Below are 14,732 nucleotides of genomic sequence, written 5' to 3'. Positions count from 1 at the left end.
TTTCCTGCTACAAATATGCGCATCCGGTTAACCCTTTAACCCGCTGATCGCCATTGATTCGATAAAATAGCGCTGGCAGAAGAAAAATACGAGAATGACGGGAACCATGGAAATGATCGACGCCGCCAGAATAACCGGATAGTTAGAGGATCCCATATATTGTGCTTGCATAGAAGCAATCAGTACTTGAATCGTTTGCTTCTCCGGCGAGCTCAAATAGATAAGCGGACCCATAAAATCATTCCAGATGCCCATGAAGCTTAGTGCTGCTTGAGCGGCAATCGCCGGTTTGGCGACTGGCAATGCGATCGTCCAGAAGGTGCGGAAGAATCCGCTGCCATCCAGCTTGGCTGCTTCGACCAACTCATTCGGTAAACCGCCCGCCAAAAACTGTCGCAAGAAGAAAATAACGACGATATTTCCGAATAGGCCCGGTACAATGAGCGGCAGCAGCGTATCGATCCAGTTGATCTTCGAGAAGCCAATGAACTGCGGAATCATGACGACCGAGAAAGGAATCATCATCGTTCCAAGCAAGGATAGGAAAATCGCATCCTTAAACGGAAATTCGATTTTAGCAAAAGCATATGCCGCCATCGTGGATACAAAAAGTCCAATCACGAGAACAAAAACGACGATAATCATGCTGTTCATAAAACCGCTGAGCAATGGAGAATCGTTCCATGCCGTGACATAGTTTTTGAAAGTAGCAGGATCAGGAACCCACTTTGGCGGAATTTCGAATACGTTTCGTTGATCTTTTAATGAAGTGGAAATCGTCCATACGAACGGTGCCAGCATGACAACCGAGCCGATACAGAGGATTAAGGCCACCCAAAGGTTTGTCATTCTTTTTTGCAGCATGTGAAATCAAACTCCCCTCGCAAACTGTGACGCTAACGATCAATCGTTGTACACCCATTTTTTTGAAAGCCGGAACTGAACGAGCGTAACGATGAAGATAATAAGGCCAAGAACCCAAGCAATGGCACTGGCATAGCCCATATTGAAGTACTTGAACGCATTTTCGAAAATATAAAATACAACGGTCGCCGCACTGTATTCCGGTCCGCCGTCGCCTGCCAATACGTAGATCTGGCTGAACGACTGGAATGCGCCGATAACGCCCATCACAACGACGAAGAAATGAATATTCGTAAGCAGCGGAATCGTAATCAACCACAGCTTCTGGAACGCGTTAGCGCCGTCTACCTCGGCAGCTTCGTAATACGTAGAAGAGATGGACTGCAGCCCGGCCAAGTAAAGCACCATCGTACCGCCAACGCCGCCCCATACGCCCATCAGAATCATCGAAGGCTTAATCCAGCTTGCATCGCCGAGCCAGTTAGGACCTTCAATGCCGAACCAGTTCCACATCGTTTGATTGAGCAATCCAAAATCTTGATTCAAAATCCACTGCCACAGCAGCGAAACGGCGATGATCGGGGAAATGACCGGCAAATAATAAATCGTCCGAAGATAGGATATGCCCTTGAGCGGCCGGTTCATCATAATGGCCAACAGCAGCGCGACTACCATGCCGATCGGGATGCCAAGCATCATAAACACCGTGTTATAGAGAGATTTGTACACTTTCTCGTCGTGGAAAACCTCCACGTAATTCTCAAAGCCTACAAATTCAGGCGGTGTAACGAGATCCCACGAAGTGAAGCTCAGCCAGGCCGAGTAGAGAAGCGGCGCGACTCCAAAGATGAGAAAGCCAAGCACCGGCGCTGCCACAAATAGATAGGCCCATGCGTATTCTTTGCGGATATAACTAGGTTTTCTTGTTTTCATGCGTACACATCCTCGCACTAGCTATTCGTTATTTCATTTCTAAAATCGGGCTTTATTTCTAAAGCTTATTTGTTGCCCTTGTCATACAGCTCCTGAAGCTTCGGCTGCATTTCCTTCGCCCAGTCGGCTGCCGTCATCTTGCCGTCCCATACCTTTCCTGCCTCTTGCCACATCGTATCGATCCATTTCGTATCCTTCGAGCCGAATTCCACCGGCGGATGCCCGTAATCCTCGATAATGTCCAGGAACACCTTGCGGTTAGCCGGCGCTTTATCAAAAGCCACAAACTCGCCTTTTGCCATATCGATCAGGTTGGGTACCGCTTGCCCCAGCTCGTAGTTTTGCTTTTGGCCTTCCGCGTCCAGTGCCAAGAATGCGGCGAGGTTAAACGCTTCCTGCGCATGCTTCGATTTGCTCGAGACCGAGTAGCCCATCGACCCGACCCATGTTCCCGCTTTGCCTGTCGCCGGATTTACCGGCCATGCCGCAATATCCCATTCAAACGGCAAATCCCAGAAGCCCGGTTGATCCCATGGGCCCATCGGGAACATGCCTACCTTGCCTGCCACGAAGCGCGAGTAAGAATTCATCGCCTTCTCATCCTCCGGCGACGGGGTTACGTTGTGCTTCAAACGAAGATCCGCTACCCATTGCATCGCGTTTGCGAATTCAGGCGTGTCGATGGTAACCTTGCCTGTGCCGTAGTCGATGAAGTCTCCGCCGCTTGCCCATACAGCTCCTTCAAGCGTAAAGTTTGCACCGCCGTAAATGTCGACCTTGCCGTCGCCGTTATCATCCTTCGTTAGCTTTTTCGCCGCGTCCAGCCAGTTATCCCATGTCCATTTACCAACCTCGGCCGGCGGCAATTCCACTCCGGCTTCCTCGAACATCGTTTTGTTGTACGCCATTGCCCATGGGCCTACATCCTTCGGCAGGCCGTACAGATCGCCTTGACCGAGCTGCTTCCCGTCGTAGCGGTAACGGTCGAGCGCCTGCTTCCATACATTATCCTCTTGGAACAGCTCGGTCGTTTCTAGAAACGGCTGCAGGTTCTGAATCGTGCCGGCCTCGGCGAATTTATAAAATTGCGGCCCCGATACGTAGAATACATCCGGCGTTTTGCCTGAGGCGACCAGCGTGGACAGCTTTTGGTTGTACTCTGCCGGAGGCACGCTTGTATATTCAACCTTTACGTTCGGGTATTTCGTTTCATAGGACTTAATGAGCTTCGTGAATATATCCTTCTCCTGCGGGCTGCCATGGCCCATAAACGAAATCTTCACCTGCTCCTGCGGTGTATTTCCCGCGCCTTCTTCTTTATTGCCCGTGCTGCCGTTCGCGGCGGAGCCGCTGCCATTATTGCCGGATGAGCATGCAGATAGCAGCATCCCGAAGCATAATAGAAAAATAAGTCCAAGTCTTGCCGATTGTTTTCTCTTCATTTCGTTTGACCCTCCCTCGTAATTTAAACACGCTTGACGTACACTGTAAGCGCTTAAATCAATAAGCTCATTATAAATTATATTGTTATATGTTTATATACTAAATATAATATAAAAAAGCATCCTTGCACTAAAACTGTGCAAAGATGCTTGTTATAGGATAAAGCTTATTTTTTACAAAACTTCACGGGTACGACGATTCGCTGCGGCGTATATTCGCCTTGCAGCTGCGCATGCAGCAAATCAACCGTAACCCTGCAGATTTCATCCTCATTTTGCTGCAAATAGGATACATCCTGGAAATCCGGCTGGTCGAAGCAGACAAGCTCGATGTCGTCGGGCACTGATTTTTTCAACCGTTTGGCTGCGTAGTAGGTATAGTTGGTCAATTCCACATTGACTACGAATGCAGCTGAGACCGCAGGTCTCTCGTTCATGAAGGCTTCAATAATAGGCTGCGCGTTGCCGCTTGATATATCCTCGATTTTTAATATGCACCACAAATCCTTATCAATCGGAAGCTTCTTGGCCATATAGGCTTTCTCGAAACCGATCAAGCGCTCTTCGGTCGCTGTATTCGTAATTTCCGGGGTAATAAGCGCAATATGCTCGTGGCCGCTCTCCAGCAAATGCGTAATCGCCTGTTCCGTGCCGTTCACATTATCCGAGCTGACGCTGTACGTCCGGATCTCTTTGAGGAAGCGGTCGATCAGCACATGGGGAAATTTATCGAGCGACAATCGCAAAATACTATCATTATAGCGTTCCTCTTCCGTTGGAAACACTATTAGTCCCCGTACGCCGGAAGCGACCATCGATTCAATCGCCGCGCTCTCTTCGATTTGAGACTCCCGCGTAATGCGAACCTGCAAGCTGTATCCGCCAGCCGTCACGTATTTCTCAATGGAATCAAGGATTTTCTGATCCACCTTGGTCTTCATGCACGGCAAAATGAGTCCAATCACGTCTCTCGCATGGCTGGATGCAGCGGCTTCTACCGTGGATTCGCCATCCTGCCGCACAAACGTACCTTTACCCTGCACGCGAACAAGCACGCCTTCGTCCGCAAGCCCGATCAAAGCATTTTTGCTCGTAATTTGGCTGACCCTGTATTGCTCTGCCAGCTCTTTCTCTGAGGGGACACGGTCTCCGGGACGCAGCTTGCCTGTTTGAATTTGTCCTAAAATATCCGCTTGGATTTGTTTATATAAAGGATAATTTTTCACGTCGCACCCTCTTTTTTATATTAATATATTAAGTATACTAAATTAGTTATGATTTGTCTTTATAAAAAAAACTGCGCCTCCGAGGTTAAGAACCTGAAGGCACAGCTTTTAAACTTGCGTATTCCTCTTATTTGTTGCCCTTGTCATACAGCTCCTGAAGCTTCGGCTGCATTTCCTTCGCCCAATCAGCAGCCGTCATCTTGCCGTCCCATACCTTGCCTGCCTCTTGCCACATCGTATCGATCCATTTCGTATCCTTCGAGCCAAAATCTAATGTCGGATGACCGTAACCCTCGATGATATCAAGGAATACCTTGCGGTTAGCCGGCGCTTTATCATAGGCCACAAACTCGCCTTTTGCCATGTCGATCAGGTTAGGCACCGCTTGGCCCAGCTCGTAGTTTTGCTTCTGGCCTTCCGCGTCCAGCGCCAGGAATGAGGCGAGGTTAAACGCTTCCTGCGCATGCTTGGATTTGCTAGATACTGAGTAGCCCATCGACCCGACCCAGGTTCCCGCTTTGCCTGTCGCCGGATTTACCGGCCATGCCGCAATATCCCAATCGAACGGCAAATCCCAGAAGCCCGGTTGATCCCATGGGCCCATCGGGAACATGCCTACCTTGCCTGCCACGAAGCGCGAGTAAGAATTCATCGCCTTCTCATCCTCTGGCGACGGGGTTACGTTGTGCTTCAAACGAAGATCCGCTACCCATTGCATCGCGTTTGCGAATTCAGGCGTATCGATGGTAACCTTGCCAGTGCCGTAGTCGATGAAGTCTCCGCCGCTTGCCCATACCGCTCCTTCAAGCGTAAAGTTCGCTCCGCCGTAAATATCGACCTTGCCGTCGCCGTTATCATCCTTCGTCAGCTTTTTCGCCGCGTCCAGCCAGTTATCCCATGTCCATTTGCCCACCTCGGCCGGCGGCAATTCCACTCCGGCTTCCTCGAACATCGTTTTGTTGTACGCCATTGCCCATGGGCCTACATCCTTCGGCAGGCCGTACAGATCGCCTTGACCGAGCTGCTTGCCGTCAAAGCGGTAACGGTCGAGCGCCTGCTTCCATACATTATCCTCTTGGAACAACTCGGTCGTTTCTAGAAACGGCTGCAGGTTCTGAATCGTTCCTGCCTCGGCGAATTTATAAAATTGCGGCCCCGATACGTAGAATACATCCGGCGTTTTGCCCGATGCGACCAGCGTAGACAGCTTTTGGTTGTACTCTGCTGGAGGCACGCTTGTATATTCAACCTTTACGTTCGGGTATTTCGTTTCATAGGACTTAATGAGCTTCGTGAATATATCCTTCTCCTGCGGGCTGCCATGGCCCATAAACGAAATCTTCACCTGCTCCTGCGGCGTATTTCCCGCTTCTGCTTCTTTGTTGCCCGCGTTGCCGTTCGTGGCCGAGCCGCTGCCATTATTGCCGGATGAGCATGCTGACAACAGCATCCCGAAGCATAATAGAAAAATAAGTCCAAGCCTTGCCGATTGTTTTCTCTTCATTTCGTTTGACGCCTCCCTTTTGTATGTGCTGCATAAAATACGGTTTCGCCATCAAGGATTCTGCAAAGCGAAGCTTCATGCAATGAGCCATCCTATACTCGCTTCCGGTGCCCACTTTTTTTGCAAGCGCTTCCTTGATGAGCTTATTCTAGTTTATATTGTTATAAGTTTAAATACTGTATTTAGTATAAAAACTAAATTATTTTTCTCTAACTACATGTCCATGCTTCAATTTTGATCATTTTCTCAATCAATTTTGTATAGGCCCACCCTTCGATCCTCATTTTCGGCTGGTCACTTCATTAGAAAGACTTTTATTATACTAAGTTCAGTATATATTTAAATACTAACATACCTTATAATCCGTTTTGAAGCGCTTACATTATTTAAAAGGAGATGAAATCACTTGATCTTAGCCAAAAAAATGAGAATCGCTGCAAGCTCAACCGCCTTACTGCTTGTGCTCACTACCCTGTTAGCCTGCTTTCAAGCTTTTGCAGCACCAGGCTTAGCTTGGCCTACTAACACCTCCACTGTTTTTGCTCCATCTAACGGAGGGGTATGGTATCCGCGTTTGCTTAAGCTTAACAATAACGATATTCTTGCTTCCTTTGATACGAATGCCGGCGGCGGCAAAACAAGAATCATGATTGCCCGAAGCAACGACGGCGGGCACAACTGGTCTCCTGCCATACAAGCTGCAGCCGATGCTAGCGGCGATGTTGGCAACGGACAAATGCTTCAACTTGCTAACGGCGATATTTGGTTATCCTACCGGCTTGTCGTGCAGTCCGGCTCCAATTACAACACCTATCTTAGAACAAGAAAAAGCACGGACGGCGGCAATACGTGGTCGGATCTCGCAAACGGACAGATCGGTGCTACGACTGCCAGCTCCTTTAAAGGCTTATGGGAGCCGCATCTACAGATGTTAGGCAATACCGTCGCTGTTTATTATGCGGATGACGGTCCTGCGGCAGCCGGAACAACGGGTCTTCAAAAGCTCATTATGAAAACCTGGACCGGAAACGGCTGGAGCGCCGAAACGGTTGTCAGCGACGGCGTTGCCGCGGGTTCGAGAGACGGTATGCCCGTCGTCACCCAAATGGCGGACGGAAGATATATGCTTGTTTTCGAAGCGACAGATGTTGCCGGTCATCCCTTCGTCATCAAATATAAGATTTCAGCTGACGGCTATAACTGGAATGTGCCCCGTCAAACCTTGTATATTCCATCAAAGGCCGGCAAAAAAGCCGGCGCTCCCTTTGTCGTGAAGCTCGGGGACGGTCGACTTCTCGTTTCCTTCCAAACCGATAATGACAGCATTAACACCGGCGACGCCTACTCCTCCATGTATACGATGATTAGCGCCGATAACGGAGCGACCTGGCAGTTCCGCACCAATATTTTTCCGGTAAGCGACTCGACCAGCTCCAATTGGAATGCCTTGCTCCCTATAGACGCTACGCATGTGCTGGCGGCAACTAGCTCGAACTATCCCGGCAGCGGCGTTTATGTTCGTTTCGGCCATGCCGTCACACCCTCCAACGCGAATCTGCTTACGAATTGGAGCTTCGAAACCGCCAATGTAAGCGGCTGGTCCACGTACGGCGATGATTATCCCACACGAATTAAGGTTCACGGTACAAATGACGGCGTTGGCGTCCCGGCCGCAGATGGCAATCATTTTATCGGATTAGCCGGAACGAGCGGCCCTGCAACGGCTTATGTCGGTCAAACCGTCAGCGGTCTAGATAACGGCAATTATACGATGCGCGCGTATATGCGAAGCAGCGGCGGGCAAAGCGCATGCGTCATGGAAGCCAAAGACTTTGGCGGTACGATGCGGCAAATAACTTGTCCGGTAACGACGGCTTGGACGCCGGTTACTCTCTCCAATATTGCGGTTACGAACGGGCAAGCAACGGTTGGATTTTTTGCCTCGAACACGCTAGCAAGCCAATGGGTCGATATAGACCGTGTTGAATTTTATCGTAATGACGTTTATAACGGTGTGGTATCCGGCGGTGTGTATAAGCTCGTAAATTCGAACAGCGGAAAAGCGCTCGAGGTTGACGGCTGGGGGACGGCAAACGGAGCCAATGTGCAAATTTGGACGGAAGGCGCGAGCCAAGCGAATCAGCTATGGCAAATCACGCATGTGGGAGGCGGAGCATACAAGCTTATTAATACGAATAGCGGCAGAGCGCTTGAGGTTAACGGGTGGGGCACGGCGAACGGAGCGAACGTGCAAATCTGGGATTATGCTGGCACCCCAAATCAGCTCTGGAAGGTCGTCGATACGGGCAGCGGATATATGAAGCTTATCGACTCAAACAGCAATAAGGCATTAGATGTATCAGGCTCGGGGACGGCGGACGGCACCAACGTTCAAATTTGGGACGATCTGGGCAACGGCGCCCAAAAGTGGAAGCTCGTGAGGGTGAGTTAATCGGAGAATGTGTGGTCCCGTCAAGGTTATATACCTTGCGGGACCACGTTTTTTTTGCGGATTATAAAAGCACAGGCTATTCCTCGTAAAGCATTCTTCTTGTCATTCCGCCGTCCAGCGTAATGTGGGTGCCCGTCACAAAGTCATTTTGGGGATCGGTCAAATAAAGGCATGCACGCGCAACATCCTCCGGCTTGCCGACCCGCTGCGACGGATGCTGCGTATGGTCCGCTTCACGCAGCTGGCTGTAATCGCCCGTTTCAATCCAGCCTGGGCATATCGCGTTGACCGTGATGCGATCCTGACCTAAAGATACGGCCATCGCATGCGTCAACGACAAAATCCCTCCCTTGGAAGCGGCATAAGCTTCCGAATTCGGCTCCGACATCATCGCCCGGGTGGATGAAATGTTCACGATGGCTCCGCCGCCTGTAGTTCGCATAAGCTTAGCTGCTTCCCGTGAGCAGACAAACGTCCCGCGCAAATTCGTATTGACGACGCTGTCCCACTCCTCGATCTCCAAATCATAGGGGGACTTCCATATGCCAAAGCCGGCGTTGTTAATGACAATGTCCAGTCTGCCAACAAGCGTCTGGACATCCTGCAGCAGCCGGGTAATCTCCTCAGGCTTGCTCATATCGGCCGTAATGGACAAGGAATGATAGCCGGCCTCCTCCAGCAGCAAAGCCGTTTGCTCCAGCCCTTCTTCATTTTTATCCGCAATAATAGGAAGAGCGCCTTGCTCGGCGTAAGCCAGCGCAAGCGCCCGGCCGATTCCAGCTCCGGCCCCTGTTATGAGTACATGCTTATCCTCGTATGTTAATTTCATATGAACTCCTCCTCAGGCTAATCCAGCTTTACGATAGAGTTTATAGCAAAATAAATGAAAATGGAAATGGTTAACTCTTAGCATTCCTATTAAAATAGAGATGCGACCGCTAGTTCCCGCTAGTTCCCGCCAGTCCCCTAAGGAGATGATTATTTTGCGTATTCAAGCTGTGTTTTTCGATTTGTTTGAAACGTTAATCACCGAGTTTGAAGAAGGACAACGTAAATCCGTTCGTTCCATCGATTATTTCGAATTATTCGGTTTGCGCAATGAAGATTTCAAGCGTGAATGGGGGAATCGGCAGGTGCAAAGAATGACCGGCTTATTACCGAATTATTTTGCCGCAATCAAGGACATTTTAGAAAGCCGAAATTTAAAAATAGACACTCAAGTGCTCGACCGCCTTTATCATGATCGTGTCGTTGAAAAAAGGATTCCCTTTCAACAGATCCATCCCGAAATCATACGGACCTTAGATCGTCTGCGAGCCATGGATATGAAGCTTGGAATCATCAGCAATTGCACGGAGGAAGAAGTAAGGCACTGGCACGAAAGCGAGCTTGCCGGTTATTTTGACGATGTTATTTTCTCCTACGAGGTTGGAGCGGCTAAGCCTGACGGACAGATTTATAAGCTGGCTTGCGAACGGTTGGAGGTGGCGCCCGGGCAGTCTGTTTTTGTCGGTGACGGCGGCTCAAAAGAATTGGACGGTGCAAGCAAAGCAGGATTGCTGCCTTTTCATGCCATTTGGTTCAATACTTACATCGAAAGCGCTTATAAGAAGCTGCTTCATCCCGAACAACTGCTGGATGAGCTCGCTGTCTTAAGCAACCAACCGGGACCGGGTTGATCAAACAACCGGCCACCGTTTCAAATACGCATCATTATCTATACCAGACAATGATCCTACCTCGTGTGCGCGTTTTCGACGAGTCAGCTCACGCGCACCCTCCCGGTTTAAGGTTGTTACAAAATCGTGTCAAATAGTCTGAAAATTTAATTTAATAGGCTTAAAATGGTGCAAAAGCCCTTGTCATCCTTTTCAAAAAAGCATATGATAAAAGCAAGAAAAGGTTGTGAATGTTTTCACATAATAACTAAGGTTGTGAAATAATTCACGTTGTAAAGACGGCTGCAGCTGCTGCTATCCTCTTTACATCTACTATAGGAGGCGTTCAAAATGACAATGAACATCGCAGTTATCGGTTGCACACACGCAGGAACCGCTGCTATCACCCAAATGGCAAAGCTTCACCCAGACGCTCGCATTACGGTCTATGAACGGAACGACAATATCTCGTTTCTCTCGTGCGGAATCGCCCTGCATGTCGGCGGCATCGTAAAGGATGCTGAGCAATTATTTTATGCAACGCCCGATCAGCTCGCAAAGCTCGGCGTGACGACGAATATGCGCCATGATGTGCTAGCCGTCGATACGGATGCCAAAACCATTCGGGTCCGCAATCTCATCACGGGCAGCGAATTTACGGACAGCTACGATAAGCTCGTCGTAACGACAGGCTCGTGGCCGATTATCCCGCAAATGGACGGAATCGAGCTTGAAAACATCGTGTTATGCAAAAACTACAACCACTCGCAAACCATTATTGAGAAGGCCAAAAATGCGAATCGGATCGCCGTAATCGGTGCCGGTTATATCGGAATTGAGCTCGTCGAAGCCTTCGAACTGTTAGGCAAGCAAGTAACCTTAATCGATAACATGGAGCGCATTTTGTATAAATATTTGGATAGTGAGTTTACCGATTTGACGGAGCAAGCGCTTCTGGATAAAGGAATTACGATCGCAACCGGGCAAACCGTCACTTCGTTCAAAGGCACGGAAGGGAAAGTAACGACCGTCATGACGACTGCAGGCGAATATGAGGCGGATCTTGTTGTCCTTTGCATCGGCTTCCGACCAAATACAGAGCTGCTTAAGGGGCAAGTCGACATGCTGCCAAACGGAGCCATAATCGTTGATGATTATATGAGAACGAGCAAGCCTGATGTATTTGCCGCCGGCGACAGCTGTGCCGTCCATTACAATCCAACGGGTCAAAATGCCTACATCCCGCTTGCGACAAACGCTGTGCGCATGGGGACGCTCGTAGCCAAAAACCTTATTCAACCCACCGTTCGCTATCTCGGCACGCAAGGCACATCGGGGATCAAAATTTACGATTACAACATCGCGTCGACAGGCTTAACGGAAACGGCTGCCCTTGCCGCGGGCATGAATGTGAAAAATGTCACAATCATAGATCATTACCGTCCCGAATTTATGCCTACACATGAACAAGTTACTTTAAAGGTCGTCTATGAGGCGGATAGCGGCAGAATTGTCGGTGCTCAGGTGTTATCGAAGGTTGATTTGACGCAATCGATCAATACGATTTCGGTTTGCATCCAGAACAGCATGACGATGGACGAATTAAGCTACGTCGACTTTTTCTTTCAGCCGCATTACAACAAGCCGTGGAATCTTCTTAACCAAGCCGGCTTGCAGGCCGTATAATGTTCGAAGAAGCAGCGATGAAGCTCTACTCACAATCGCTGCTCCTTTTTTCCACCGAATTTCTGCGCGAAACTTTTCCTTTAAAATATATGCGTAGCAAATCCCGTTGCTTATCGTATCAAACCTGCCGTAACCATACGCCGACTTAGCAAAGAGGAGCCACCTTTACCAGGATGGCTCTTCTTTGCTGCCTGCTATTCCGTATCCGCCGGAGGTTTCCCGAAGTCGGGCGTTCCGTCGCTGTTCCATGTAAACACCTTCGCGCGGGCATGACGGTTAGGATCAAACAGCGGATCGCCTACAATCTCTTTGTAGCTGCGGGCATGGTAAATCAGAATATCCTGCTCGCCGTCCTCCGAAACCGTGAAGCTGTTATGACCTGGCCCATATTGACTCGTTTCCGGACAGCTGGCAAACACGGGTGACTGCGACTTCATCCAGGAAGCCGGATCAAGCAGGTCGCTTGATTCCGAAGCAGTTAGCAAGCCCATCGCATAATGATGGTTCGTGGCGCTTGCGGAATACGTCATAAAGATCTTTCCGTCCCGCTTCAGCACAGCCGCCCCTTCGTTCACCATAAAGCCGATGACTTCCCAATCCAGCTCTGGCTTCGTGATGAGCACCTGCTTGCTTTTGAGCGTCCAAGGGCTGCTCATAGCAGCGATGTACAAATTGGTATTGCCCTGAATGGCAGGATCCTGCTGCGCCCATACTAGATACTGCTCATCATTATGCCTGAAGGTCGTTGCATCCAGCGAAAAGGAATCCCAGTCCGTTATAATCTGGCCTTTCTCGGTCCAGCTTCCTTCAAGCGGATTGGCCGATTCATTCTCAAGAACGTACATACGATGCCGGAACGGCGCATCTTCCCTTGCTGCGGCAAAATAGATATACCATTTATCATCGATAAAATGCAGCTCCGGCGCCCAAATATGCTTGCTCATCGGTCCTGAATCATGCTGCACCCATACGACTGCTCCAGCGGCATCGCTTAAGCCGGAAATCGTCGCAGCTCTGCGCAGCTCGATACGGTCATACTCGGGAACGGAGCCCGTAAAATAATAATAGCCGTCCGTATGCTTCCAAACCCAAGGATCTGCCCGCTGCTCTACCAACGGATTTCGCAGCTGCGCAAGCGACTGCCCGGATGTTTGTGTACTTGTCATTTCTCTCAATCCTCCAGCCCATAATTCGATATGCAAGGAACGCATCAGGTCGTAATCATTAATATATTTATGAATGGCTTATTCAGTGTTAAATATTATTTGTCAAGCCATCTTTTTACCTATAAAATAAATGAATAGTTTATCTAAGTTTAAGCCGGATTTACGTCGAAAAAAAAGCGTTATCCATCACCATGTAGTTTAAGCTGCTGTTCGGTTAACATTTTTATTAACCTCAACCTAACCTTTGATAGGCCCGAGTTGAAACTGGCAGCTATTATTTTGTTAATTAGCGAAGCGGAGTGAAAGCATGAAGATCGATATTTCTGATACCCATTTACCCATCTATGAAGCGTTAGCCAGCGATGTGCGGCTTCGAATTATTCAACTGCTTGCCCTGCAGGAAATGAACATCAAGGATCTTGCCCAAGCGCTTGAGCTCAGCAGTCCGATCATGACCATGCACGTCAAGAAGCTGGAGAAAGCCGGACTAATCAGCTCAGAGATGGTCTCAAGCAGCGGCGGCACCAAAAAAATGTGCAAGCTCATCACCGACAGCATAGAAATTGATTTCCCTTCCAAAAACCGTCCCGCGCTGCGCACCTATCACGAAACCATCGTTTCCATCGGCCATTACACCGACTTTGAAGTGGAGCCTACCTGCGGCCTCGCTACGACCGTCAAAGTCATCGGCATGTTCGACGAGCCTCGCTTTTTCCTGGACCCTGACCGTATGAATGCCAAAATTTTATGGTTCAGCAGCGGCTTCATCGAATACAAGACGGCCAATTTCCTGCTCAAAAGCGAGAGGCCTACCGAGCTTGAAATCTCGTTCGAAATCTCGTCCGAGGCGCCTTTTGCCAATGAAAATTGGCCATCTGATATTTCCTTCTACTTAAACGGCACGAAGATCGGCCTCTGGACCAGTCCCGGTGACTTCGGCGGAAAACGCGGCAAGTACACCCCTGACTGGTGGTGGGACGAAATTAATCAATACGGCCTGCTTAAGGTGCTGAAAATAACGCCAAACGGAACCTTTATCGACGGCCAGCAAATTTCCGACGTCACTTTAGATGAGGTAAACATCCTCAGCAAACAATGGAAGTTCCGCATTGCAGTCGAAGAGGATGCCGAAAACGTTGGCGGCGTCACTTTATTCGGCTCCGGCTTCGGCAATTATAACCAAGACATCGTGTTCAAGCTTTATTACGAAAGAAACGAGTAGAACCTGTAGCGTTAGCCGCTAGCTCTTCAGCCTGTAAAACGTAACCGATTGCTTGGGAAGGTCCAGCGTAAACGGATTTGATAATCCGTAGATGGATTGTTCTTAAGTCTGCACCCCATCCGGCCGGCTTGGCAAACGTACTTTCCATCCTGGATCCGCAAGGAGCGATAGCTTCGTTCCTTGCGGCGAGTCGGATAGCCCCAGTATATTAATCGATACCTTCATAGCACGCCCCTTCGCGTTTACGAGCTTCCGTATCATCTCTTTTCATCCGTCTTCTCGCCCCTGCCTGCTATGTAGTAAAACGGTTCCTCGCTTATGTTCCACACCGCGCATATCGTCCATGCAGCCAGCATCAGTAATTCGGCACCCTCCATATTCGCACAACATCAACCTGGTGGGCATCATGCATATCAAGTAAAACTAACCTCTCTTAGCACTACATCATTTTACTCTCTACTTGTGGCTTGCTGGTAGGACGGCAACCTCCACATTCCCACAAAAATCAACCTGGTGGGCATCATGCATATCAAGTAAAACTAACCTCTTCTTAGAACTACATCATGTAAAACGGGTATT

General features: G+C 49.2%; 12 protein-coding genes. 4 read left to right on the top strand and 8 right to left on the bottom strand.

The features are described from left to right. Positions 1-27: 27 nt before the first annotated feature. The 5 genes from MRBLPE1_RS13030 to MRBLPE1_RS13010 form a co-directional block, all read right to left on the bottom strand. Positions 28-864 (bottom strand): carbohydrate ABC transporter permease, encoded by an 837-nt coding sequence (locus MRBLPE1_RS13030; RefSeq protein WP_364145887.1) that lies wholly within the window; start codon positions 862-864, stop codon positions 28-30. 39 nt (positions 865-903) lie between these two features. After that, positions 904-1,797: a carbohydrate ABC transporter permease gene (locus MRBLPE1_RS13025; protein WP_364145885.1), complete on the bottom strand. Its 894-nt coding sequence runs from the start codon at positions 1,795-1,797 to the stop codon at positions 904-906. Between the two features lie 65 nt (positions 1,798-1,862). Continuing rightward, positions 1,863-3,239 carry an ABC transporter substrate-binding protein gene (locus MRBLPE1_RS13020; protein WP_364145883.1) on the bottom strand — a complete coding sequence of 459 codons (1,377 nt, stop codon included), beginning with the start codon at positions 3,237-3,239 and terminating at the stop codon, positions 1,863-1,865. A 167-nt stretch (positions 3,240-3,406) separates the two neighbouring features. Then, positions 3,407-4,465, bottom strand: coding sequence for a GntR family transcriptional regulator (locus MRBLPE1_RS13015; RefSeq protein ID WP_364145881.1), 1,059 nt, complete (start codon positions 4,463-4,465; stop codon positions 3,407-3,409). A 127-nt stretch (positions 4,466-4,592) separates the two neighbouring features. Further along, a complete protein-coding gene (locus MRBLPE1_RS13010) occupies positions 4,593-5,969 on the bottom strand; it encodes an ABC transporter substrate-binding protein (protein WP_364145880.1) in 1,377 nt (458 codons plus the stop codon). Between the two features lie 406 nt (positions 5,970-6,375). Here MRBLPE1_RS13010 and MRBLPE1_RS13005 point away from each other — a divergent pair, with 406 nt between their 5' ends. Continuing rightward, positions 6,376-8,421, top strand: coding sequence for an RICIN domain-containing protein (locus tag MRBLPE1_RS13005; RefSeq protein ID WP_364145878.1), 2,046 nt, complete (start codon positions 6,376-6,378; stop codon positions 8,419-8,421). A gap of 76 nt (positions 8,422-8,497) precedes the next feature. On the opposite strand, the gene MRBLPE1_RS13000 is transcribed toward MRBLPE1_RS13005, so the two are convergent. After that, positions 8,498-9,250, bottom strand: a complete 753-nt coding sequence (locus MRBLPE1_RS13000; protein ID WP_364145876.1) for an SDR family NAD(P)-dependent oxidoreductase — start codon at positions 9,248-9,250, stop codon at positions 8,498-8,500. 154 nt (positions 9,251-9,404) lie between these two features. Between MRBLPE1_RS13000 and MRBLPE1_RS12995 the strand changes: the two genes are divergently transcribed. Continuing rightward, positions 9,405-10,100, top strand: a complete 696-nt coding sequence (locus tag MRBLPE1_RS12995) for an HAD family hydrolase (RefSeq protein WP_364145874.1) — start codon at positions 9,405-9,407, stop codon at positions 10,098-10,100. A gap of 336 nt (positions 10,101-10,436) precedes the next feature. Beyond that, positions 10,437-11,765 carry an FAD-dependent oxidoreductase gene (locus tag MRBLPE1_RS12990; protein WP_364147266.1) on the top strand — a complete coding sequence of 443 codons (1,329 nt, stop codon included), beginning with the start codon at positions 10,437-10,439 and terminating at the stop codon, positions 11,763-11,765. Positions 11,766-11,959: 194 nt separating this feature from the next. On the opposite strand, the gene MRBLPE1_RS12985 is transcribed toward MRBLPE1_RS12990, so the two are convergent. Further along, positions 11,960-12,931, bottom strand: a complete 972-nt coding sequence (locus MRBLPE1_RS12985; protein ID WP_364145872.1) for a family 43 glycosylhydrolase — start codon at positions 12,929-12,931, stop codon at positions 11,960-11,962. A 307-nt stretch (positions 12,932-13,238) separates the two neighbouring features. Here MRBLPE1_RS12985 and MRBLPE1_RS12980 point away from each other — a divergent pair, with 307 nt between their 5' ends. Continuing rightward, positions 13,239-14,153: an ArsR/SmtB family transcription factor gene (locus MRBLPE1_RS12980; protein ID WP_364145870.1), complete on the top strand. Its 915-nt coding sequence runs from the start codon at positions 13,239-13,241 to the stop codon at positions 14,151-14,153. Between the two features lie 102 nt (positions 14,154-14,255). Here MRBLPE1_RS12980 and MRBLPE1_RS12975 read toward each other — a convergent pair whose 3' ends face one another. After that, complete coding sequence (locus MRBLPE1_RS12975) at positions 14,256-14,414, bottom strand: hypothetical protein (RefSeq protein WP_364145868.1); 159 nt, start codon at positions 14,412-14,414, stop codon at positions 14,256-14,258. Between the last annotated feature and the right edge of the window lie 318 nt (positions 14,415-14,732).

It is taken from the genome of Paenibacillus sp. LPE1-1-1.1, assembly GCF_040676435.1.
Lineage (GTDB): Bacteria > Bacillota > Bacilli > Paenibacillales > Paenibacillaceae > Pristimantibacillus.
The sequence above is the reverse complement of the archived record's forward strand: the minus strand, read 5'-3'. Positions and strand labels throughout refer to the sequence as shown.

Excerpts from the sequence above, each read along its gene's own strand:
- MRBLPE1_RS12980 (WP_364145870.1), top strand. The coding sequence starts at position 13,239 with ATGAAGATCGATATTTCTGATACCCATTTACCCATCTATGAAGCGTTA.
- MRBLPE1_RS12990 (WP_364147266.1), top strand. The coding sequence starts at position 10,437 with ATGAACATCGCAGTTATCGGTTGCACACACGCAGGAACCGCTGCTATC.
- MRBLPE1_RS12985 (WP_364145872.1), bottom strand. The coding sequence starts at position 12,931 with ATGACAAGTACACAAACATCCGGGCAGTCGCTTGCGCAGCTGCGAAAT.
- MRBLPE1_RS13025 (WP_364145885.1), bottom strand. The coding sequence starts at position 1,797 with ATGAAAACAAGAAAACCTAGTTATATCCGCAAAGAATACGCATGGGCC.
- MRBLPE1_RS13000 (WP_364145876.1), bottom strand. The coding sequence starts at position 9,250 with ATGAAATTAACATACGAGGATAAGCATGTACTCATAACAGGGGCCGGA.
- MRBLPE1_RS13020 (WP_364145883.1), bottom strand. The coding sequence starts at position 3,239 with ATGAAGAGAAAACAATCGGCAAGACTTGGACTTATTTTTCTATTATGC.
- MRBLPE1_RS13030 (WP_364145887.1), bottom strand. The coding sequence starts at position 864 with ATGCTGCAAAAAAGAATGACAAACCTTTGGGTGGCCTTAATCCTCTGT.
- MRBLPE1_RS12975 (WP_364145868.1), bottom strand. The coding sequence starts at position 14,414 with ATGATACGGAAGCTCGTAAACGCGAAGGGGCGTGCTATGAAGGTATCG.
- MRBLPE1_RS13010 (WP_364145880.1), bottom strand. The coding sequence starts at position 5,969 with ATGAAGAGAAAACAATCGGCAAGGCTTGGACTTATTTTTCTATTATGC.